The organism is Streptomyces californicus, assembly GCF_000717645.1.
GTDB lineage: Bacteria > Actinomycetota > Actinomycetes > Streptomycetales > Streptomycetaceae > Streptomyces > Streptomyces californicus.
Genome location: NZ_JNZZ01000024.1, coordinates 1 through 20,240, shown reverse-complemented (window position 1 = coordinate 20,240; position 20,240 = coordinate 1). Strand labels below are relative to the sequence as shown.

The window sequence follows — 20,240 nt, the reverse complement described above, 5'->3', positions numbered from 1 at the left end:
GGGCGGCCCGGCGTCGCACACGCGCGTGGGGGCCCGCCGTCCCGTGGACGGCGGGCCCCCACGTGCGGATTCCCGGGGTGCTAGCGGGCTCAGGTGGAGCCCACGAACAGCACCAGCAGCAGCCAGACGACCGGGGCCGTCGGCAGGAGCGAGTCGAGCCGGTCCATGATGCCGCCGTGGCCGGGCAGCAGCGTGCCCATGTCCTTGATGCCGAGGTCCCGCTTGATCATGGACTCGCCCAGGTCGCCGAGGGTGGCGCTGGCGGCGACCCCGAGGCCGAGCAGGAGCCCCTGCCACCAGGCGCCGCCGTCGATCAGGAACTCCATGCACAGCGCGCCGCCGGCCATCGCGAAGGCGACCGCGCCGAGCAGGCCCTCGCGGGTCTTGCCGGGGCTGATGCGCGGGGCGAGCTTGTGCTTGCCGAAGCGCCAGCCGACCGCGTACGCACCCGTGTCGCTGACCACCGTGAGGACGAGGAAGGTCAGCACCCGCCACTCCCCGTCGTCCGCCGTGAGCATCAGGGCGACGAACGTGGCCAGGAAGGGTACGTAGAACGCCGCGAAGACACCGGCCGTGACGTCCTTGAGGTAGCCCTCCGGCGGTCGGGTCATCCGCTGGACCAGCACCGCCAGCGCGGTGAGGGCCATCGCGATCCAGGCGCCCTCGGGGCCCCGGGCGTACCCGGCGACGACCATGGCGACGCCGCCGACGGCCAGCGGGGCCAGGGGCGCGTCGATGTCCTTGCGCTCCTTGAGGCGGGAGGTGAGCTCCCACAGGCCGACGACGACGGCGAGCGCTATGACACCGACGAAGACGGCCTTCACGATGAACAGCGAGACGACGATGACGGCACCGAGCCCCAGGCCGACCCCTATGGCGGCGCGCAGATCGCGCCCCGCGCGCTTCTTCTGCGGCGGGGGCGGCAACGGAGTGGACATGGGCTCCTGCGGCATCTCGTCACGGAACAGGGGGCCGCCGACGTGAGCGGCATCCCTGTCCCGGTCGTCGCGGTTCTCGGCTTCTCTACCTACGTCTCTACCTGCGTCGGGAACGTCCGGCACGATGGGCATGGGCCGAGTCTGCTGGGCACCATGCACATCGTGAACAGGACCCGCCGGGGCAGCCGTCATCTCGGGCGTGCCCCGGAATCCGGCTCCTTGCGGGGCGCCCCAGGAAGAGTCGTTCATCAGACTTCGAGCAGCTCGGCTTCCTTGTGCTTGAGCAGCTCGTCCACCTGCGCGACGTACTTCGCGGTGGTGTCGTCGAGCTCCTTCTCGGCGCGGCGCACCTCGTCCTCGCCGGACTCCTTGTCCTTGACGAGCTTGTCGAGCGCTTCCTTGGCCTTGCGGCGGATGGAGCGGATCGAGATCTTGGAGTCCTCGGCCTTGCCCTTGGCGACCTTGATGTACTCCTTGCGGCGGTCCTGCGTCAGCTCGGGGAAGGTCACCCGGATGATGTTGCCGTCGTTGCTCGGGTTGACGCCGAGGTCGGAGTCGCGGATCGCCTGCTCGATGTTGCGCAGCGCGGTCTTGTCGAACGGCGTCACGACGGCCATCCGCGGCTCGGGCACCGAGAACGAGGCCAGCTGGTTGATCGGGGTCAGCGCGCCGTAGTAGTCGGCGACGATCTTGTTGAACATCGCCGGGTGCGCTCGGCCGGTACGGATCGCGGCGAAGTCCTCTTTCGCGACGACAACGGCCTTCTCCATCTTCTCCTCGGCCTCGAGGAGGATTTCTTCGATCACCACGTGCTCCTGCGTGTCTTGAGTGGGCCCGGCGTCGTCATCGCCCGGCCCTTGAGGATCCTGCGTCGCGTCCTTGAACCTGCACGGTGTCCCACCGGCAGGCCGTTGTCCATCCTGGGGGGCCAGTCAGGCCCGGGTGCTCTCGTCACTCACGAGCGTGCCGATCTTCTCACCCTTGACCGCGCGAGCGATATTGCCCAGGGCGGTCAGCTCGAAGACGAGGATGGGCAGCTTGTTGTCACGGCAGAGCGTGATGGCGGTGGCGTCCGCGACCTTCAGGTCGCGGGTGATCACCTCGCCGTACTCCAGCGCGTCGAACTTCACCGCGTCGGGGTTGGTCTTGGGGTCGGAGTCGTAGACCCCGTCCACCCCGTTCTTCCCCATGAGCAGCGCCTCGGCGTCGATCTCCAGGGCGCGCTGGGCAGCGGTGGTGTCGGTGGAGAAGTAGGGCATGCCCATGCCGGCGCCGAAGATCACCACGCGGCCCTTCTCCAGGTGCCGGACGGCGCGGAGCGGGATGTACGGCTCGGCGACCTGGCCCATGGTGATGGCGGTCTGGACGCGCGAGTCGATGCCCTCCTTCTCCAGGAAGTCCTGGAGCGCCAGGCAGTTCATGACGGTGCCGAGCATGCCCATGTAGTCGGACCGGGCCCGGTCCATGCCGCGCTGCTGCAGTTCGGCGCCGCGGAAGAAGTTGCCGCCGCCGATGACGACCGCGATCTGGGCGCCGTCGCGGACGACGGCGGCGATCTCGCGGGCGATGGTGTGCACGACGTCGGGGTCGACCCCGAGCCCGCCGCCCCCGGCGAAGGCCTCACCGGAGAGCTTCAGCATGAAGCGCCCCGAGCCCTTGTCGCCGCCCTTGCCGTCGGTCTGAATGGCGTCCGCGCCCTTGTCCATGGAAATTCTCCTCGTGCACATACGAAGAAGGCCATTGCCGGTGGGTCCGATGTCCCTACAGCGGCAATGGCCTCCTCGTCAGATCTGCGGTCGTCCGGCGTGTGTACGGCCGTCGACTGCACCCGACCCTATCGGGTCGGGCGCTGTTCGCCCGGACGGACTCAGATGCCGACCTTGATGCGCGAGAAGCGCTTCAGGGTGACACCGGCCTCGTCCAGAACCTTCTGGACCGACTTCTTGGCGTCCAGCGCGTACGGCTGGCCCAGGAGGGTGGCCTCCTTGAAGAAGCCGTTGACCCGACCCTCGACGATCTTCGGGAGGGCGGCCTCGGGCTTGCCCTCGGCGCGGGTGGTCTCCTCGGCGACGCGGCGCTCGGCCTCGACGACCTCGGCGGGGACGTCCTCGCGGGAGAGGTACTTCGGGGCGAAGGCGGCGATGTGCTGCGCGATGCCCTTGGCCAGCTCGGCGTCGGCCTTGTCCAGCTCGACCAGGACACCGATCTGCGGGGGCAGGTCGGGCATGGTGCGGTGCATGTACACGGCGACGAAGGCGCCGGTGAACTGGGCGAAGCGGTCCAGGACGATCTTCTCGCCGAGGTTGGCGTTCGCCTCGTCGACGTACGCCTGGACGGTCTTGCCGGCCTCGATCTCGGAGGCGAGCAGCGCGTCCAGGTCGGCCGGGGAGGTGGCGGCGACGTGCGCGGCGAGCGTGTTGGCGACGCTCTGGAACTTCTCGCCCTTGGCGACGAAGTCCGTCTCGCACTTCAGCTCGAGGATGACGCCGGAGGTCTGGTCCTCGGAGACGAGGGAGACGACGGCGCCGTTCTCGGCGGAACGGCCCTCGCGCTTGGCGACGCCCTTCTGGCCCTTGATACGGAGCGCCTCGACGGCCTTGTCGACGTTGCCGTCGGCCTCGTCGAGCGCCTTCTTGCAGTCCATCATGCCGGCGCCGGTGAGCTCGCGGAGCTTCTTGACGTCAGCGGCGGTGTAGTTCGCCATGAGTCTGTATGTCTCTCTCGAAGTCTGAAAGATCTACGGGTGAACGGCGGGGGCGACGCTCAACGCGTCGGCCCCCGCCGTCAGCGGCCGTGACGGGTGTCAGGCCTGCTCGGCGTCCGCGTCGGCGGCCGGAGCCTCGGCCTCGGCGACGGCCTCGGCCGGCTTCTCGGCGTCGGCGACCTTCTCGGTCTCGGCGGAGGACTGGACCTCGGCGGCAGCCGCGGTCTCGTCCTTCTTGTCGCCCTCGAGCAGGTCACGCTCCCACTCGGCCAGCGGCTCGCCGGCGGCCTTCTCGCCCGGCTTCGAGTCGCCGGTGGCGGCACCGGAACGGGCGATGAGGCCCTCGGCGACGGCGTCGGCGATCACGCGGGTGAGCAGGGTGACGGAGCGGATCGCGTCGTCGTTGCCCGGAATCTTGTAGTCGACCTCGTCGGGGTCGCAGTTGGTGTCGAGGATCGCGACGACCGGGATGTGGAGCTTGCGCGCCTCACCGACGGCGATGTGCTCCTTCTTGGTGTCGACGATCCAGACGGCGCTGGGCACCTTCTGCATCTCGCGGATACCACCGAGGGTCTTCTCCAGCTTGGCCTTCTCGCGCGAGAGGACCAGGAGCTCCTTCTTGGTGAGGCCGGAGGCGGCCACGTCCTCGAAGTCGATGAGCTCCAGCTCCTTCAGGCGCTGGAGGCGCTTGTAGACGGTGGAGAAGTTGGTGAGCATGCCGCCGAGCCAACGCTGGTTGACGTACGGCATGCCGACGCGCGTCGCCTGCTCGGCGATGGCCTCCTGGGCCTGCTTCTTCGTACCCACGAACATGATGGAGCCGCCGTGGGCGACGGTCTCCTTGACGAACTCGTAGGCGCGGTCGATGTACGACAGCGACTGGAGCAGGTCGATGATGTAGATGCCGTTGCGCTCGGTGAAGATGAAGCGCTTCATCTTCGGGTTCCAGCGACGGGTCTGGTGACCGAAGTGGACGCCGCTTTCCAGCAGCTCCCGCATCGTGACGACGGCCATGGCCGTACTCCTTGAGGTACTCGGTTATCGCGGCCGCAGGTTTGCGTCCGCGCCTGACGCCCCGACGCGCCGTGCCACGAGGGACCGAGGAGCGCGGCCACCTCCGCGAAGAGGGAGGTGGCGGGGCGTGCGAAGTCGACCCGGTGACCCGGATCGCCGTAAGAAGTGTACGGGACCGTCCGGGTGCCGGACGACGGCGCTGCCCGGGAGGGGGCGGGGCCGGGCGGGGAGGGGCGGAGGCCGTCTTCATCCGCTGGTGGGATTCCCGTAGCGGCCGGTTCACGGACCGGTGGCCTCGCGCGCCGGGGGCTCCTTCCGGTGAGCTCGGATGCCGGTGGCTCCCCTTGCCGATGGCGGTGCCGCACGTTCACGGACGGGTGACGGGGATGTCCACAGCCGGCGAGTGGTCCACAGAAACGGCCGGTGATCCCCGGAATGTAGGCCTCCGGGCCAGGCTGACCTCATGCGCCTTCACCCCGGCGGCATGCGCCGCTCGCCCGTCCGTCGCACTCTGTCGTGGCTCGCGCCGCTGCTGCTGACGCCCGCGTTGCTCCTGGCCCTCACGCTGTACGCACTCTTCCCGGCGGCCGGGCCTCCCCCGGTGACCGGGTCCTCGGGGTGGGCCGTGGTGGTCACACCCGTCGGCGTCCAGTCGCCACCGCCGGAACCGGCTGCCGGCACGGTCAGGGGCTCCCCCGATAGGGATACGGGTACGGACCCGGGCTCCGACCCGACGTCCGCCCCGGCCCCGGAGCCGACGTCGCGACCGGAGTCGGGAACGGAACCGGGCCGAGGCGGTGGAGGCCGGAGCTGGCCGCTGGCGGGACGGCCCGCGGTGTTACGGGGGTGGGAGCCGCCCGCCGGACCGTACGGGCCGGGCCACCGCGGTGTGGACCTCGCGGCCGCCGCGGGCAGTCGGGTGCTGGCGGCCGCCGACGGCCGGGTGTCGTTCGCGGGCCGGGTCGCGGGGCGCGGGGTGCTCGCCGTCGAGGTGGCACACAGCGGCTCACCCCCGCTGCGCATCACGTACGAACCGGTGCGGGCCCTGGTCGAGAAGGACGCGGACGTACGCGCGGGAGAGCCGGTCGCGGTGCTGGAGGCGGGGCCCTTCCACTGCGCGGCGGGATGTCTGCACTGGGGGCTGCGACGCGGGGACGCCTACCTGGACCCGCTCTCGCTGCTGCCGCCCTCGCTGCTGCGGAGGGGCCCCTCGCGGCTGCTTCCGGTGTTCGGGGTGCCGGAACCGGGCACGGGCCCGGCCGCCGTGGTCAGCCGGCCACCCCGCGCAGGACCATCGCGACGGCGGTGTCCGCGATGACACCCGGCTCCTCCGCGACGCCCAGCTCGATCCGGCGCACGGCCGCGTCGACCGACCCCTGGAGCAGCATGGCCGCCAGCCTCGGCTGCGTGTGACCGAGGTCGCCGAGCGCTTCGACGATCATGGCGATCAGCCCGCCGTGCGCGGCGCGGATCTTCTCCCGCGCCCCCGCGTCCAGCTCGCTCGCGGAGATCGCGACGACCGCGCGGTGGCGGCGGTCCCCGACGAGGTCGAGCTGTCGGCGGACGTACGCCTCGATCTTCGCCTCGGGCGTCTCGGCGCGCTGCATGGCGTTCTCGACCTCGGCCGCCCAGACGGGGAAGTCGACGGCGCACAGCTCCTCGACGACGGCGGCACGGGAGCGGAAGTACTCGTACACGGAGGACCTGGCGAGGCCCGTGCGCTCGGCGAGTGCGGGGAAGGTCAGCGCCTCCGTACCGCCCTCGGACAACAGGGAGCGCGCGGCGTCCAGGAGGGCGCCGCGCTGCATGGTCCGGTGCTCGGCCACGGAGGCCGCTCGAATCCTGGGCACATGTCCACTCTACGGCGGCACGCGAAAGGCGGAAGGGTCCGGCCGTCCATCCCCTGGCCGGAGAGCGACGCCGAACAGCCGGAGAGCGACGCGAAGAGCCGGCAGCAGACGGAGGTGAGTGCCGCCCCGGGCTCGGAACGAGGCGGGGCAGGATCACCGGTGGATGCGCACCGCCGAGCCGGGAGCGCGCGACGCGCACGCCCGGCCCCGGCCACGCACGCACCCGGCGGCCCCGACCACGCACGGTCCGCCCGGGTCCGGCACGCCCGGCCCCGGCGGACCCGGGACGCCCGGGCGCGGTCAGGGCGGTCGGGGTCGTCGGGGTGGAGACGTGCGGCACGGCAGGCGTCGAACGGCGGCGGCAGCGAGTCCGCCGACCGCGTCGCACCCCTCGTCCGTCGTGTCAACGCCCCCGGCGGCGGCGTCAGCGGCCTTCGTCGGCCAGCTTCGCCCGGAGCTGGAGCACGGACTTGGTGTGGATCTGGCTGACTCTGCTCTCGGTCACCCCGAGGACGTTGCCGATCTCCGCGAGGGTCAGGCCCTCGTAGTAGTAGAGGGTCACCACGGTCTTCTCGCGGTCGGGGAGGGTGTTGATCGCCCGTGCCAGGAGTCTTCGCAGCTCGCGGTCCTCGGCGACCTCCACCGGATTGTCCGCGGCGGTGTCCTCCAGGGTGTCCATCAGGCTCAGCCGGTCGCCCCCCTCGCCGCCGACGTGCAGCAGTTCTTCCAGGGCGACCACGTTCGCCAGCGACAACTGGCTGAAAACAGCGTGCAGTTCCTCCAGCGCGATACCCATCTCCGCGGCGACCTCCGCCTCCGAGGGCGTACGCCGGTACTGCGCCTCCAGCGTGGCGTAGGCGCGTTCCACGTTGCGCGCCTTCTGCCGGACGGAGCGGGGGATCCAGTCCAGGGCACGGAGTTCGTCGATCATCGCGCCGCGGATCCTGGTGATCGCGTACGTCTCGAACTTGATGGCTCGTTCGAGGTCGAACTTCTCGATGGCGTCGATCAGTCCGAAGACCCCGGAGGAGACGAAGTCGGCCTGCTCGACGTTGGACGGCAGCCCGACGCTGACCCGGCCCGCGACGTATTTGACGAGCGGCGAGTAGTGCAGGATCAGCTGCTCCCGCAGCCGCTCGTCACCCGTGGTCTTGTAGGAGCGCCACAACTCGTCGAGGGAGGAGGGGGCGGGAGGGCGCACAGTGCCACGCGCAAGCGGTGGTGCTGCCGCGCGGTCAGACCCGGAGGTGTGCTGGGGCATGTGGTGCCTTGAGCCGTTCTGCCGTGAAGTGCTGGGGGACTTGCTGTCTGAGCCGGAATCCTTGTGAGCGTAGCGTGACTGTGACGTCGCGGTCCGCGCAGGACGGGAGATCCGTACGGCGTGACGGCGCGTCGCCCGTCCCGCCGTCCATGCCCGTCGGGGAGAGCCGCCGCAGCCGCGGTCGCGAGCCCCCGACAGGTCACCGATCGATCGTGCGAGGTCACCGGCCTTACCTTTTCACCCGAATGCTCCAGGTCAAGTACCGCCCCGCCGCGCGTCGTCGTTGCTTGGGCGAGGCGGCGTCAACCGCCAGCCGTCGCCTTCCCGTTCGACGAACCCCAGTGAGTGAAGTTCGTACAGCCGACCGAGGGTTTCGTCCGTGGACGCCCCCGCCGCGCGGGCGAGGTCACGGGTGCGGGCGGCCCCGTGGTAAGGGAGGGCGTCGAGGACGCGCGCGGTGCTCGCGTCCAGGTGGTCCCTGGGCAGCACCGGGCCCCGGCGGTCCGGCGTCAGCTCGCCCATGTCCCCCACCAGTTCCACGACTTCGTCCGCGTCGGTCACGAGAACGCCCTCGCCTCTCAGCAACTCGTGCACTCCTGACGAAAGTCCGCTGGTGGCCGGTCCGGGGACACCTGCTTCCGGGGCCACCATTTCTTCCTGGATGTCGGCACCCGTCAGGACGCGGGGGTCCACCCGGCCTTCCACCCGGAAGGGCGGCACCAGGTTGAGTTTCGGCACCGGGCGGTAGCCGGGGCCCTCCTGGGGCAGGGCGGCCATCACGTCGTCCCAGACCCCGCAGTTCCGCCACGTCTTGTATCGGGAGTGGATGCCCTTCCAGAGACCGAACCGCTCGGGCAGGTCCGACCACTTGCACCCGGTGCGCGCCTTGTAGAACATCGCGTCGAGCATCAGGCGGCCGGGGATCAGCTTGTGGTTCGGCGGCTCCCACGCCTTGACGACCGGTTCGGCCAGCGCCCATGCCTCGTCGGTCAGCTCGGCGGGCACCTTGCGCCCAGCCTCCTTGAACCACTCGGCCAGCGAGCACGCCAGCCCGAGCTTCGGCTTAGGCACGGGCCCGGTGATGGTGACCCGCACATCAAGCAGTCCCAACACGTCGTCCTGGTCGGCCGGCGTCATGTCAGCGAGTCGGGTGCGCGCCATGGTGGCCAGCGCTTCCAGGTCGCGCGCCCGCTGGGCGGTGGCCTTGGTCTCCTCCAGCCACTGGGCGGCCTCGTCACGGATGTCGGTGAGCTGGCGTCGCTCCTCTATAAGGGCGGCGCTGGCAGCCGCGACGGCCGACGCCGGAAGCCCCGCCTTGGCGTAGTCCTTGACCATGGTCGTGATGGCTCGGTCCAGGTCGGCGATCTGGCGGTCGAAGTCGGCGATGCGGTCGGCGTGCTGCACCTTGTCGCCCTCGGTCATGCCGACCCACTCAGCCGCCATCGCCCGCAAGCGGTCAGGGTCGCCCAGCAGGTTGACGACCTCGCCCCACACGGCCGACTCCATCGCGTCGGCGTCGACCATCTTGCAGCCGCACACCGTGTCGCCCGGGTACTTCGCGGCCAGCCCGGTGCACCGGTACCAGCGGCCACCCCGGCTCGTGCGCGCCATGCCGACGTGGTGCGAGTTGCACTCGGTGTGCTCGTTGAAGAGGCGCTTCGACAGCGGGTACGCCTGGGGCTGCGACTTCGGCTTACCGTTCGCCAGCCGCCCCATGGCCGACTTGAGGGCGGCCACCTCCTCCGGCGTGAAGATGGGGTCGAGCTTGATGATGACCGTCTCGCCGTTCAGCGGCTTGCCATCACGCCCGAACTTGGCCCCGTGCCCGGCGCGCGTCCGGTTGGGGTTTCGGAAGATCACGCGGGCGTTGAGCGTGGACTCGCTGAGGAGCTTGGCCCTCGCGTTCGTGGCCGACCACGGCACGCCCGACCTCGTGAGCAGGCCCAGGACGTTGAGCCGCTCGGCCAGCTGGTTCGTGTTCATGCCGTCCTCGACCACCAGCCCCCACATCGCCTTGAGGACCAGCACTTCGGCCTCGCACTGGACAAGGTGCGACTTGCCCTTCTGGCCCTTGCAGGCGATCTCGTAACCGTAGGGCGGCATGCCACCCGGCCACCCGCCTTCCTCGGCCTTCTCCTGCAACCCGCCCTGAGTGCGCTTGCGGATGGTCTCCCACTCGGTTTCGGCGTAGTCGGCGTCACGGCGCATCTTCTTGCGCCCCTCGGCCGTGCTGTTGTCGTAGTCGTCCTCCACTACGCCGACGAACACGCCGATGTCCTCCAGGGCCCAGACCCACCGCCAGAACGCCCGGCCGACGCGCCCGATGGCCCGGCCCTCACTGACGACCACGATGTCGAACGGGCGGGGCGTGCGGTGGGCGTCGGCCATCAGCCGTTTGAGGTCTTCGCGGTCGGCGGCCTCCAGCGACCCCGAGATGCCCTCGTCGGTGTACGTGCCGACGTAGTCCATGCCCTTGCGGCCCATGTAGCGGGTGATCTTCTTCAACGCCGACTGCACGCCGTAGCCCTTGGCCTGCTCCTCGGTCGAGACGCGGGCGTACGCGACCGCACGAAGTCTCACCGAGTGGGTGACGCGGTCAACGACGCCCATGGCGATGTCGAGGGCGGCTGTGTTCTTCTGATCCATGCTGGCGATTCCTTGTCTCAGCATTCAGGCCCGGCCGGGGTGGCACCCCCGGCCGGGCTCTTTCGTCAGCGGGTGAAGGCGGCCGTGCAGTCAGCCCAGATGAAGTCGCCGGACGCCTGGTCCTGGACCACCTCGCGCACCCTCAGTTCGTGCGCCTCGGGCATGTCCTGCCGGGCCTGGTCGGCGAGCTTCTGGATCGTCTCGGCGTCGCGGTTCTGGGCCGTGACCAGGCGGCCCTGCGGGTTGCGGAACTGGATCTTGTACATCGGGGACTCCTTGGGTAGGAGCCGGGCGGCCCGACCGACCGCCCGGCGGCGGGGTGGTCAGACGAGCTGGAAGTTCGTGGTGGTCTTGGTCGCGCCCTTGGCGTCGGTGTAGGTGAAGGTGTCGCCCTCGACGGTCCCGGTGCGCTCCCAGCGGCCGACCTTGGCCGTGACCTCCTGCGGCTCCCGCTTGTAGCCCCGGACCCCGGCGTCCGCCTTGGCCTCGTCCAGGGCTGCGGTCATCGCCTGCTTGGCCTGGCGGAGCGCCTTCTTGGCGGCCTTCTTCGCGGGGTCGTTCTTGGCGGCCTCGCGCTCGGCCTTGGCGGCGGCCTTGCCCTCGGCGCGGGTGATCCCAGCGGCGACCATGTGGCCGAACGCGAACTTGGCGGCGTGGGTGCTGGCGTCGGCGGGGCTGGCGATGCCGTCCACGGTGCGGATGACCTCGGTGCCCTCAGCCCCCATGCGGATCAGGAACGACTTCAGCTTGGCGTCGTGGCCCGGGGCGAACAGCCGCTTGGTCTCCGCCGCGCATCCGGTGGTCCGGCCGTCCTCGGTGGCGAACTGCGAGCAGGTGCAGGCGGTGGGCTCGGTCTGGGTGGCGGTGTTCTTGGCGGCCATTTCGTGACTCCCTGAATCCCCGAATTCCGGCCCGGTGCCGGAATTGCGAGAAAATCAAAACACGGGATTTGCGCGCCGCACAATTTCCTAAATTTAACGAAAACTAAAAAGGTGCGGAGAATAGGCGCGACCACACCTTCTCGCACACCACCATTCACGGCACGTGACCGGGCTTCTCGTCACTTCCCGTAATTGGAAACTGGAACTGGAAGCTGGAAACTGCGCCCCTCCCACACCCCCCGTGCCTGGGCACGTACCCGGCGGGAGGGGGTGGGGCGGGCTTTCCAGTTTCCAGTTTCCAATTACGGCTCGTTACCGCTGGAAGCCGGAGTGGTTGACCGTGTCGGCCGGGACTCGGGTGGTGGGCAAGCCGTCGCTGGCGAACGCGGCCACCTCGTCGCGGCCCCTGATCTGCCGGGCCTTGACGCTCCAGTGGGCCACCTCCCCCACGGTCCAGCGCGCGACCTTGTACGCGACGTACAGCCCTCCGGCGATGACCAGGCCCCCCGGCACGGGCCCCAGCTCGTGAATGGCGAAATAGCCGCCGAGCGCTGCCGAGTTCACGCCGAAGACGGCCCAGGGAACCCAGCGGCGAGGACGCCGGACGACCGTGCCAGCTCCCACCGCTGAAATGCGGGGAAGGCCGTTCTTGGTGCGCCCGGCGCGACGCTTGGCGGCGGTGCTGTGGGTGTAGTCCGCGCCGAAGCTGACGCGCTTTCCGGTGCGGGTCCGGAATTCCGGCTTGAAGGTCTTGGCGGTGGCCATCGGTGGTCCCTTCCGACCGCCCGGAATCCCGTGCTTTCCTGGGTCCGGGCGGCCTTCCTTGTCGGGTCGTTCGTGGTTGAGGGGCCCGGAAGCGAATCCTTGGCGGGTAGCTTCCGGGCCCCTCCTGCGTGCGGGTCGTCAACCCTTCGCCGGCCGAGGGCCGGGACGGTATCTCCGAGGGCCTGAGACCCCCGGGCGGCCCCAGGGCCCCGGCCGGATCTCTCGTGCGGCGGGAGATACCACGGGAGGCCGGGACGGCCCTACCGGGCGGCGCGCTCCACTGCCGTCGCCCGGTGCAGCGGGCCGGAGTAGGCCAGGACGCCGCTGGCCAAGTTCTTGAGCCCGTTGCCCGGGGTCGCGACCTGGTTCGCAGCCAGAGCCAGCGCTCGCGCCAGCAGCTCAGGCGCGGGGGTCCGCTCCGCCTCACGGAGTCCGGCCGCCTGGATGCCCGACGCATGACGTCCGATCACCTCGTTGCGAGTGCAGGCGGCGGTGGCGAGGTCGGCCAGCGCGGCCACCGCTGCGTCGAACTTTCGGGCGAGGTCGGAGAGCGTGACGCCCTCGGCGTTCATCGCCTCCTCGGCGGCGGCCTTCAACTCCTCGGTGTGCGCCTCCTTGGCGGCGGCCAGCCGGGCGGCCTCGTCGGCGGTGGCCAGCTCGGCGGCCTTGGCGTTGAGCCGGGCGCTGTCCTCGTCCTTGATGGCCTGCCGGGCAAGCTCCATCAGTTCGGTCTCGTTCATGGCTACTGCTCCTCAATGGAATGTCGGATCTCGCACCAGGTCGATGCGAGGTCGGCAAGTGCGGGTCCGGACCTGGGGTCCGGGGTCTGGATCTGGGGCCGCTGGGTCCGGTTGTTGGGTCCGGACCTGGTCCGAGGTCCGGTGGATCGGGTCCGGACCTGTGGGCGGGTCCGGGCGGTGACGTGCGGATCTGGTCCGGACCCCTGCCAGCCCCGGTGTGCGAGGTCCGGCGGACCCCGCCAGATCCGGCGGACCGCTGCCACCAGAAAGAGGCGGGCTCGCGCCTCTGTCAGGTGTCGTCCTGGCTGCGGCTCCGGGCGGCTCTCCCCCGGCCTCCCGGCGGCTGGCGGGCCCCCGTGGCCCCGGGCGGGACGAGAGGCCGTCCGGACCCCCGTCCCGCCCCGCCGCTACACCTCTTCGGTGCGGCCGTCGCCGTAGGTGCGGGTGGCCACTCCGGTCGTGGGGTCGCGGCGCTCAACGTACGAACTCACGTCCGGCAGATCCCGGCGGTCCTCGGCCCGGACCCCGGCGGACCTCCGGATCTCCGCCATCTCCTCCTCGGTCACGGTGCCGTCGCCCTGGCGGGTCTCCTGGCCGTCCGTGATGCTGGCGGTGGTTGGGCCCTGGGACTCCCGGACCGCGAACGCCCCCGCCTGGCTCCCGTGCAGATCCGCCCGGATCTCGTCCACGCTCGGTCCGTCCGGCGTCATCGGGCCCTGCACGATCTGGCCGAATTCACGATTCGTCATGCTGTTCCTCCTGCTTGATTTCGTTGCCTTGCTCGTCCCACTGGCCGGTCTTGACCATGTGGTCGCGGAATTCGCCGAGCCCCCGGTGGAGGTCGGTCAAGAAGTCCTTGGCGTCTTCGACCGAGTTGGCGTCACTCATCTCGGGAGTGAGCGCCTGGGCCGACCTCGCCAGGTCGCTGATGGTCTTTGCGGCGAAAGCGAGATCACGCCGGTTGGACGCCGTGCGGAGCATGATCCGGGCGTGCGTCAGGTCCTCGGTCAGCCCCTCGGCCACGCTCATCTGGGCGAGCTTCAAATCGGTGAGTCGAGCTTTCAACGCCTGCTCGACCTTGGACCTGTCGAACGTGACGCCAACTTCTTCGGCGATGGTCGATACGAGAAACGTTGAAAAGCCGGTGCGGCGTGAAATCTCGTTGCGGCCAAATCCCTGCTCGGCCAACACTTGAATCACGGTTGCCATCTCCGCGCGCGTGACTACCGGTATTGACGCGTCGGCCTCCGCCAGCTCTTTGCTGACGTCCGGTGCCGCCAGCTCCTTGCCGACCTCGTCACCCACCGGGGCCCCTCATGATCAGCGCCTGCGCCTCGGCGATGCCGTCCATCTGCTTCTGGGTCCGGGCCCGTCCGGCCAGCCGGATCAGCTCCCGCAGCGCGGCGATCCGTATCGCGTCCAGGCCACTCGCCCTGATCACGTCGGTGGTGCGGTGGCCCGGCTCGACCATCCAGCCGTCCCTGTTCTTGACCACCGGCCGGACACCCTCGTCGTCTACCTCGAAAAACCGCACCCGCTGCACTTTGGCCCCGAATTCCGGGTCGCTCTCGATGGCCACCCACCCGGCGTCCGCTTTCACGTACTCGCTCATTCGGTCACCGCCACGAGGTCTTCGACGTCACACCCGAGGACTTCGGCGATGACTACCACCGTGTGCGAATTCGGCTGCACCCGGCCGGTTTCCCATCGCCGAATTGTGAGCGGATGACGGTCGAGTTTCTGGGCCAGCTCCGCCCGGCTCATCTGCCGCTCGTTTCGGAGTTCTCGCATCGCGTCTTTGTTGAGCACCGAATAACCCCCTTCCTAGAATCTCCGTGATCTCTAGAACAATTCGATCATGATCGGGGAGATCCCTGGAATACCCATCCGGGGAATTGCGTTTCACGCAAGATAGACGCGGGCCTCCCGGGGTGGTTTTCTGGGGGTACTGCGAGGGTGGCCATCAGGCGCAGGAGCCCCACCGGTTCATTCAGCCGGTGGGGCTCCTGCATGTACGGGGTCAGGCGCGCGGCGCGTCGGGCAGCAGCCGCAGTATCAGCCGGTCGGCGTGGCCGATCTCGGCGAAGCGCTGGGCCACCCTGCCCGCGTCCTCCTTGGCGACGACCGTGTACTCAAACACCGAGTTGAAGCCGGGCCGCGCGAACTCGTCGCGCAACAGCTGGTCGAGCTGTCGCCGACCCCGCCCGTCCGTCACCTTGGCGAGACACCACTCCGGGTTGAACAGCTCGTGTCGCCGCAGCACGGTCCACCGGTCTCCGAGCGTCGCTATCGGGTGTGCGGTCCAGAACTCCATCGTTCCTCCGTCGCTCTTAAATATTGAAGTCCGGCCGGCACGACCGGTGAGTGTTGGCAACTCGTCGTGAATGGCGCCCAGCCCCCACTCCCCCGGGCCAGCCCGCCGCTCTGGCCTGGTGTCGTCGTGGGGTCTTCGTGGCTCTCCCCGGGCCTCTGGCTGGGCCCCGGGTACTCGGTGCCGCCCGCTGGCTCTCGTGGTCTCCCGTGGGCCGTCCCGGGCCTCGGCCCCGATCAACCCACCCAAACCCCGCGCCGACCGGGCCACTGTCGCGTGCCGGTCAGCAGCGGCAACCCGCCGTGCCAGGTGTGCCATACGTGCCATATGGCGTGCGCACCGTGGCTCCGTCGCCCCGGAGCGCGCGCCCTCCTATGAGAACCAAGTACGCCGCACGAGATATGGCACGTATGGCACGCAGGGGCCTGCACCCCCTCTGGCCGGGGATGCCGTCCTCTCGCGCAGGCTCTCTCCATATGGCACGAGATATGGCACGAGATACGGCACGCCGGGGTTACACATATGGCACGCGGCTGCAACGTCGGCGCGGGGGTGGCCGCGTGCCATATGTGGTGTGCCAGATGACGGCTACTCGATCAGCGAGATTCCGGTGTAGTAGTGAACCGTCGGTTTGTTCCGGGGGCGCTCCCGGCGGTTGCTGATGGAGTTCTCGGCGGCGACCAGTTGCTTGCCGAAGGTGGAGATGCTGCCTGGCATGAACCCGCGCGCCTCGCACCACGACTTCCAGATCTCGAAGAGGTGATTCTTGGGCACCTCCAGGTCACTGCCGAGACGGCACCAGTCGTCCATGAACGCCTTGATCGGCGAGGTGGATTCCTGGAGCAGCGCACGAGCGTCGCCGGACGCCTCGGGCTCAAGGAAGTAGCCGCGCTGCGTCAGCCGATCGAGCCCATCGAGAGACCAGCGCAGGATGGCCGGGATCTCCTGGAGCAGACGCCCCTTCAAGCCGGTGTCCTCCTGACCGAGGAACGACTTGTTCATGGTGAGGATGACGAACCGCCCGGCGATAGCCCCGGAGCTGTCGGCGAACGCCGGAAGCTCGTTGGACTGGAGTACCAGCCGGGCCGGGATGCGCCCGATCCACTGATCCCGGTTCTTGCGGTCCACGGTCAGGATGCCTTCACCGATCACGGACAGCAGCCGCTCAAGGATGACCTCGCGGTCACGCTTCGGAGAGCGAGCGTCGTCGATGATGGCCAAGGTCTTGTTGAGCATCGGCTGAAGACCGAAGTTCGTGGCCAGGCTCGAAAGGGTCGGACCGGCGACGTTCTGCTTGCCGACGAGCGCTTCGAGCACGGTCGCGATGGTGCCCTTGCCGGACCGAGTGGGGCCGACCATCATCAACGCTTTATGAAGATCAGTCTGGCCCGAGAGCACGTAGCCGAACCACTCTTGCAGCGTCTCGACCGACTGTGCGTCGTCCGGCCAGATCGAGTGCAGGAACTTGAGCCACTCGCCCGGTGCGGCGTCAGCGTCGCTGTAGTCGTACGGGAGCGAGGTGGTGTTGAAGAAGGCCGGGGTGGGGGTCACCAGCTCTCGGGTGCGGATGTCCAACAGCCCGTTCCGAAAGGCGACCATCCGGCCGGAGGGCCGGGCGTCGAGCCAGGTTCCGGAGTCGGTCTCTTCGTCAAGAAGCGTGATGTTCTTGATCGCGTTGACGACGTTGTTGACGCTGGCGCTGTTGGGGTCCCAGTCCTTGATCAAGGGCTTGTCGTCCTTCTCGCTCTTGTCGAGGAACTTGGCATCCTCCAAGCGATCCTGAATCTTGCTGCTGACCCACTGGCTTTCGACGTCACGCCAGTGCGCACCGGTCCAGGACATCCAGGAGCCGCGCCAGCGGTGCAGGGTGCAAGCACCCTGGGCGGTCCAGATCTGATCGAGGCAGAGCCGGGCAACCTTCACCGGCTTGAACGGGGAAGGCACGAGGTCGAGTCCTCCTGTGGTCTCGTTGGTCATCTTGCGGCCCTCCCGGCTGTCGTGGTGCCTGCGCCAGACGCTGTTGGCGGTCTTCCGAAACGCGGTCGGGTGGTGCGGTCGGTCCGACACCTGGTCGGCCTCTTCGAGCCGAGCCCAATACGTGTCCCGGTCGCCCTCGTGAAGCCGGGCGAGGTGCCCAGCGACTTTGGTCAACCAGGCGTTGTTGCGCCCGGAGTCATCGGCAGGGAGCGCCAGCAGCTCAGCCAGGCTCGACGTGGACTTGCCGCCGGTCGGCGTCGGCCTGTGGCCCGTCCAGTGCTCGGCCTCCCGGAGCGCCTCGACCCAGTCGGCCGGAAGCCAAGGCATCTCGTCGGGTCCGGGGACGTAAGCGGCCTCCGCGCCCTCCGGGTCGTACCAGGCGTACTGCGTCCACTCGCCGGGCTCGTCGCCGGGTGCGACCGAGGGCCACACCATCGCGTATCGGTGGCCGTGCTGAATGATTTCAACGTCCTGCACCGGCTGGCCGTCGAACTTGATGCCCTTGGGCACCCGGAACCAGCAAATCCGGGCCGGTCCATCCGGGGCACGGCGGGTGCTCGACCAGGCGGCCGGAAGGGGACTCAGCCCCTCGCGCTCCGCCATCGCCCGAAGGTTCTCGGCTCCACACTTCTGTTTGCCGTCCTTGACGTACTGGTCGATGTCGATACCGATCAGGCCGTCAGGAACGCGCAGCGCGATGTTCGCCGCCTTGTACTCGCCGAGCCAGGCCGCGCACTGCGCGTCAGTCGGGAACTTGCCCGTCTCGCCCGTGAAGCCCTGCGGCGGAAAGGTCTTCTTCTTGTACGGGATCGGCAACGTGCCGAGCCATCCGGTCGAGCGGTAGAGCCCGTACGCCTCAAAGGGGTTGAGGGCCAGGTCTGACACCACTTGCTGCACGGGGAAACAGGGTGCTGTAATCGTCATGGAGACAGTTCCTTTCGAGGCCCCGCCGGTTTGCAGACCGAGCGGGGCCGAACTGTGTTCGGGGTGGGGTTACTTCGACGGCTGGGTCGGCCGAGGGCCGAACAGGAGCCGGACGAGTCGCCGACGCTCAGCGTCGGTCATGGGGCGGGCGTCGTCGGCGATCACGCGGCACCGGCCTGGACGAAGTCGTCCATCGGTGCGCCGAGGGCGTCAGCCATGGCGGCCAGCACATCGACCGGCGGCGTGGATCGGCCGTTCTCGTACATTGAGATCGAGGTGAAGCTGCGGCCGAGCTTGGCGGCGAGCTTGACCTGTGTGACGCCACGCTCACGCCGAATCCGGCGCAGCGCGTCAGGGCTGAATGTGCGTGCAGGCATTGCGAGTCCCCGTCAGGACTGTTCGCGCCTCGGTGGGCGGCAGGCTTGGCCCCTACTCGGTCCATGCCCTCGCGACCCGTCACATTGCGGCGTCGCTCCTAGGCTGTCTCCCCGCTCCCCGGTGTCAATCACCCGCCTACAGAGGCGGGGGCCGGACGGCTATGAGCCCGTTCTGCACCCAGTGGAGCACGGGATTTCAGCCGGGCACAAGATGCGCCTTGCGGGGGTTCCCGACCTTCCCGCGGCTGTCACGGGAGGTGAGGAATTTCAACACGGGAAGTGACCGCCGGCGGGGACCGGATACCTCAACATGACGTCCGGCCGTCCGGGGCTCCGGCCAGCGGCCACGGCATACCCAGCGGCGGGCTTCCGTGGTGTCTCCGGCGGCCTCTCGGGCCTGCCGGGGCGGCCTGGCCCCACCCGTCAGCGCGAGCCCCGTACGTAGCCAACTCCCGTCCTTTCAGGTACACTTAAGGCATAGAGAGCGTTCATTGAGCTATCGCTGCCGCCGGTTCAATTCCGGCAATCACACTTACGGTTGGTTTGGCACTCTGGCACTCCTACGAGTTCACCAAGTTCATTCGCACACTCCGTAAGGGCAAGACCTGGAGCATCCGCTCCATTTTCACAATTTCAAATCACAAGGTGGAGGTTGGCATGAAGATTTTCGAATTCATTATGTCAGCCGTAAGCGTCATTGTTGGATGGTTCCATGTGGCGGCAGCTGAGTGAACGATCTCTGATCGAAGGGGCACCCCAGACGGGGTGCCCCTTCGGCGTTCCTGCGGCCCTATGCGGGCCCGCATACTCCGCCCCTGGCTCCCGTGGGGTCTCCGGCAGCCTCGTGTACGCGCCCGGGGCGTCCGGCCGCAGATGTCCAGACAAGGCCCCGGGAGGGCCGTCCCCCGCCTACGCTGCGGCAATGACCATCTCACCGGTTGCGCTCGCCCTGATCGGTATCGGGGCCACTGTGCTGGGCGCTGTCCTCGCCATGATCAGCACCCTGATCTCAACCAGGATGACGCAACGGGCGACCCGCGACCGCGAGAGCGACTTCAAGGTCTGGGAGCGTCGAGCCGACGCGATCGAGGAGGCGCACCGGAAGATGCTCGCCCTGGGCAACGCTCGCGACCTCGCGTGGCAGCGACGCGAGGTGCCGACCAACCTCAGCCCTCAGGGCTTCGACTCGGGGCACCAGGACGAACAGTTTCGGTTGGTCGTCACGAAGTTGATGCTTTACACCACGGATGAGCTGGTCGAGGCATACCAAGCGTCGAACACGGCGTTCCTCAAGTCGATACTCGCCATCCAGATGTTGGAGCTGGCGCTGGCTGAAACTGGCGGGCCGCAAGCAACCAGGCGACGGGACATCAACCTAAGGGCCCCTGTCGCGGCTCAGGCCGTCGCAGATTCGCAGGCTGCTGACGAACGCTTGGCAGCGGCGTTGCGCGAATCCGCATTGCTTGGTTTGACTCCGGAGCGTCAGCGCCGCTAAGTGCGGTCGGCGACGAAGGTGCCCAAGCCCAGCTCGGTGCGGACGACGCCGGTCGTGCGCAGGTGCGCCAACGCCTTCTGCGCGGTGGACGCGGCGATGTTGAACTCGGTGCTCAGCTCAACGATGCCCGGCACGCGGCTGCCCGGCGGATAGGTCCCGTCAGCCACGCGCGCCTCCACGATCGCGGCCACTTGGCGCCAGATCGGACGGCTTCGATCAAGATCCCGTGTCACTCCTTGACCGTAAGAGCACGCCGTTAGAGGTCCTAACAGAAGTTGTTGATCATGTGACTGTCGGCCTGGCTGCTCGTTGGTCCGTTCGTGGCGAAGAGGAACTCCCGGCCGTGGATCGTGTCGG

21 protein-coding genes and 2 pseudogenes are annotated in these 20,240 nt (G+C 68.8%); 2 read left to right on the top strand and 21 right to left on the bottom strand.

Annotated features, from left to right (window positions below; genetic code table 11):
• Positions 1-89: 89 nt before the first annotated feature.
• The 5 genes from IF19_RS0127680 to rpsB all read right to left on the bottom strand — a co-directional run bounded on the left by IF19_RS0127680 (position 90) and on the right by rpsB (position 4,656).
• On the bottom strand, positions 90-1,187 hold the full coding sequence (locus IF19_RS0127680; protein ID WP_030116326.1) for a phosphatidate cytidylyltransferase: 1,098 nt from the start codon (positions 1,185-1,187) through the stop codon (positions 90-92).
• Complete coding sequence (frr, locus tag IF19_RS0127675; RefSeq protein ID WP_018488728.1) at positions 1,187-1,744, bottom strand: ribosome recycling factor; 558 nt, start codon at positions 1,742-1,744, stop codon at positions 1,187-1,189. The genes IF19_RS0127680 and frr overlap by 1 nt, the downstream gene beginning before the upstream one ends.
• A gap of 126 nt (positions 1,745-1,870) precedes the next feature.
• Entirely contained in the window at positions 1,871-2,644 is a 774-nt protein-coding gene (gene pyrH, locus IF19_RS0127670; RefSeq protein WP_030116325.1) for a UMP kinase, read from the bottom strand.
• 161 nt (positions 2,645-2,805) lie between these two features.
• The gene (tsf, locus tag IF19_RS0127665; RefSeq protein WP_030116324.1) at positions 2,806-3,642 is read right to left on the bottom strand and encodes a translation elongation factor Ts; all 837 of its coding nucleotides are present in this window, start codon (positions 3,640-3,642) and stop codon (positions 2,806-2,808) included.
• A 99-nt stretch (positions 3,643-3,741) separates the two neighbouring features.
• On the bottom strand, positions 3,742-4,656 hold the full coding sequence (gene rpsB, locus IF19_RS0127660) for a 30S ribosomal protein S2 (RefSeq protein WP_006127913.1): 915 nt from the start codon (positions 4,654-4,656) through the stop codon (positions 3,742-3,744).
• A gap of 463 nt (positions 4,657-5,119) precedes the next feature.
• Between rpsB and IF19_RS0127655 the strand changes: the two genes are divergently transcribed.
• Positions 5,120-5,974 (top strand): M23 family metallopeptidase, encoded by an 855-nt coding sequence (locus IF19_RS0127655; protein WP_030277580.1) that lies wholly within the window; start codon positions 5,120-5,122, stop codon positions 5,972-5,974.
• On the opposite strand, the gene IF19_RS0127650 is transcribed toward IF19_RS0127655, so the two are convergent.
• From IF19_RS0127650 to IF19_RS0127585, 15 genes and pseudogenes are all read right to left on the bottom strand, one after another.
• The gene (locus IF19_RS0127650; RefSeq protein WP_030116323.1) at positions 5,925-6,482 is read right to left on the bottom strand and encodes a TetR/AcrR family transcriptional regulator; all 558 of its coding nucleotides are present in this window, start codon (positions 6,480-6,482) and stop codon (positions 5,925-5,927) included. The genes IF19_RS0127655 and IF19_RS0127650 overlap by 50 nt on opposite strands.
• 448 nt (positions 6,483-6,930) lie before the next feature.
• Positions 6,931-7,767, bottom strand: coding sequence for an RNA polymerase sigma factor WhiG (whiG, locus tag IF19_RS0127645; protein WP_030116322.1), 837 nt, complete (start codon positions 7,765-7,767; stop codon positions 6,931-6,933).
• Positions 7,768-8,022: 255 nt separating this feature from the next.
• Positions 8,023-8,400 (bottom strand): annotated as a pseudogene (locus IF19_RS1000000138475) (DNA-processing protein DprA); the annotation flags it as partial.
• A gap of 153 nt (positions 8,401-8,553) precedes the next feature.
• Positions 8,554-10,377 (bottom strand): annotated as a pseudogene (locus IF19_RS0127640) (recombinase family protein); the annotation flags it as partial.
• Positions 10,378-10,478: 101 nt separating this feature from the next.
• Positions 10,479-10,679, bottom strand: a complete 201-nt coding sequence (locus IF19_RS0127635; protein WP_030116320.1) for a hypothetical protein — start codon at positions 10,677-10,679, stop codon at positions 10,479-10,481.
• 57 nt (positions 10,680-10,736) lie between these two features.
• Positions 10,737-11,294, bottom strand: coding sequence for a hypothetical protein (locus IF19_RS0127630; RefSeq protein WP_030116319.1), 558 nt, complete (start codon positions 11,292-11,294; stop codon positions 10,737-10,739).
• Between the two features lie 312 nt (positions 11,295-11,606).
• The gene (locus tag IF19_RS0127625) at positions 11,607-12,059 is read right to left on the bottom strand and encodes a hypothetical protein (RefSeq protein WP_030116318.1); all 453 of its coding nucleotides are present in this window, start codon (positions 12,057-12,059) and stop codon (positions 11,607-11,609) included.
• A gap of 260 nt (positions 12,060-12,319) precedes the next feature.
• On the bottom strand, positions 12,320-12,799 hold the full coding sequence (locus IF19_RS0127620) for a hypothetical protein (protein WP_030116317.1): 480 nt from the start codon (positions 12,797-12,799) through the stop codon (positions 12,320-12,322).
• Between the two features lie 407 nt (positions 12,800-13,206).
• Positions 13,207-13,548, bottom strand: a complete 342-nt coding sequence (locus tag IF19_RS0127615; protein ID WP_030116316.1) for a hypothetical protein — start codon at positions 13,546-13,548, stop codon at positions 13,207-13,209.
• Complete coding sequence (locus tag IF19_RS1000000135525) at positions 13,535-14,104, bottom strand: hypothetical protein (protein WP_030116315.1); 570 nt, start codon at positions 14,102-14,104, stop codon at positions 13,535-13,537. The genes IF19_RS0127615 and IF19_RS1000000135525 overlap by 14 nt, the downstream gene beginning before the upstream one ends.
• The gene (locus IF19_RS0127605; protein ID WP_030116314.1) at positions 14,097-14,411 is read right to left on the bottom strand and encodes a hypothetical protein; all 315 of its coding nucleotides are present in this window, start codon (positions 14,409-14,411) and stop codon (positions 14,097-14,099) included. The genes IF19_RS1000000135525 and IF19_RS0127605 overlap by 8 nt, the downstream gene beginning before the upstream one ends.
• Positions 14,408-14,608 (bottom strand): helix-turn-helix transcriptional regulator, encoded by a 201-nt coding sequence (locus IF19_RS1000000136510; protein WP_032748318.1) that lies wholly within the window; start codon positions 14,606-14,608, stop codon positions 14,408-14,410. Before IF19_RS1000000136510 ends, IF19_RS0127605 begins: the two co-directional genes overlap by 4 nt.
• A 211-nt stretch (positions 14,609-14,819) precedes the next feature.
• A complete protein-coding gene (locus tag IF19_RS0127595; protein ID WP_050493949.1) occupies positions 14,820-15,113 on the bottom strand; it encodes a hypothetical protein in 294 nt (97 codons plus the stop codon).
• 585 nt (positions 15,114-15,698) lie between these two features.
• Complete coding sequence (locus IF19_RS1000000135520) at positions 15,699-18,011, bottom strand: phage/plasmid primase, P4 family (protein WP_078580752.1); 2,313 nt, start codon at positions 18,009-18,011, stop codon at positions 15,699-15,701.
• A 161-nt stretch (positions 18,012-18,172) separates the two neighbouring features.
• Complete coding sequence (locus IF19_RS0127585) at positions 18,173-18,388, bottom strand: helix-turn-helix domain-containing protein (protein WP_030116311.1); 216 nt, start codon at positions 18,386-18,388, stop codon at positions 18,173-18,175.
• A gap of 922 nt (positions 18,389-19,310) precedes the next feature.
• Here IF19_RS0127585 and IF19_RS0127580 point away from each other — a divergent pair.
• On the top strand, positions 19,311-19,883 hold the full coding sequence (locus IF19_RS0127580; RefSeq protein WP_030116310.1) for a hypothetical protein: 573 nt from the start codon (positions 19,311-19,313) through the stop codon (positions 19,881-19,883).
• On the opposite strand, the gene IF19_RS0127575 is transcribed toward IF19_RS0127580, so the two are convergent.
• Entirely contained in the window at positions 19,880-20,074 is a 195-nt protein-coding gene (locus IF19_RS0127575) for a GntR family transcriptional regulator (RefSeq protein WP_078580751.1), read from the bottom strand. The genes IF19_RS0127580 and IF19_RS0127575 overlap by 4 nt on opposite strands.
• Between the last annotated feature and the right edge of the window lie 166 nt (positions 20,075-20,240).

Coding starts and splice junctions, on each gene's coding strand:
- IF19_RS0127680 (WP_030116326.1), bottom strand. CDS start 1,187: ATGAACGACTCTTCCTGGGGCGCCCCGCAAGGAGCCGGATTCCGGGGC.
- pyrH (WP_030116325.1), bottom strand. CDS start 2,644: ATGGACAAGGGCGCGGACGCCATTCAGACCGACGGCAAGGGCGGCGAC.
- tsf (WP_030116324.1), bottom strand. CDS start 3,642: ATGGCGAACTACACCGCCGCTGACGTCAAGAAGCTCCGCGAGCTCACC.
- rpsB (WP_006127913.1), bottom strand. CDS start 4,656: ATGGCCGTCGTCACGATGCGGGAGCTGCTGGAAAGCGGCGTCCACTTC.
- IF19_RS0127655 (WP_030277580.1), top strand. CDS start 5,120: ATGCGCCTTCACCCCGGCGGCATGCGCCGCTCGCCCGTCCGTCGCACT.
- whiG (WP_030116322.1), bottom strand. CDS start 7,767: ATGCCCCAGCACACCTCCGGGTCTGACCGCGCGGCAGCACCACCGCTT.
- IF19_RS0127635 (WP_030116320.1), bottom strand. CDS start 10,679: ATGTACAAGATCCAGTTCCGCAACCCGCAGGGCCGCCTGGTCACGGCC.
- IF19_RS0127630 (WP_030116319.1), bottom strand. CDS start 11,294: ATGGCCGCCAAGAACACCGCCACCCAGACCGAGCCCACCGCCTGCACC.
- IF19_RS0127625 (WP_030116318.1), bottom strand. CDS start 12,059: ATGGCCACCGCCAAGACCTTCAAGCCGGAATTCCGGACCCGCACCGGA.
- IF19_RS0127620 (WP_030116317.1), bottom strand. CDS start 12,799: ATGAACGAGACCGAACTGATGGAGCTTGCCCGGCAGGCCATCAAGGAC.
- IF19_RS0127615 (WP_030116316.1), bottom strand. CDS start 13,548: ATGACGAATCGTGAATTCGGCCAGATCGTGCAGGGCCCGATGACGCCG.
- IF19_RS0127605 (WP_030116314.1), bottom strand. CDS start 14,411: ATGAGCGAGTACGTGAAAGCGGACGCCGGGTGGGTGGCCATCGAGAGC.
- IF19_RS0127595 (WP_050493949.1), bottom strand. CDS start 15,113: ATGGAGTTCTGGACCGCACACCCGATAGCGACGCTCGGAGACCGGTGG.
- IF19_RS1000000135520 (WP_078580752.1), bottom strand. CDS start 18,011: ATGACGATTACAGCACCCTGTTTCCCCGTGCAGCAAGTGGTGTCAGAC.
- IF19_RS0127585 (WP_030116311.1), bottom strand. CDS start 18,388: ATGCCTGCACGCACATTCAGCCCTGACGCGCTGCGCCGGATTCGGCGT.
- IF19_RS0127580 (WP_030116310.1), top strand. CDS start 19,311: ATGACCATCTCACCGGTTGCGCTCGCCCTGATCGGTATCGGGGCCACT.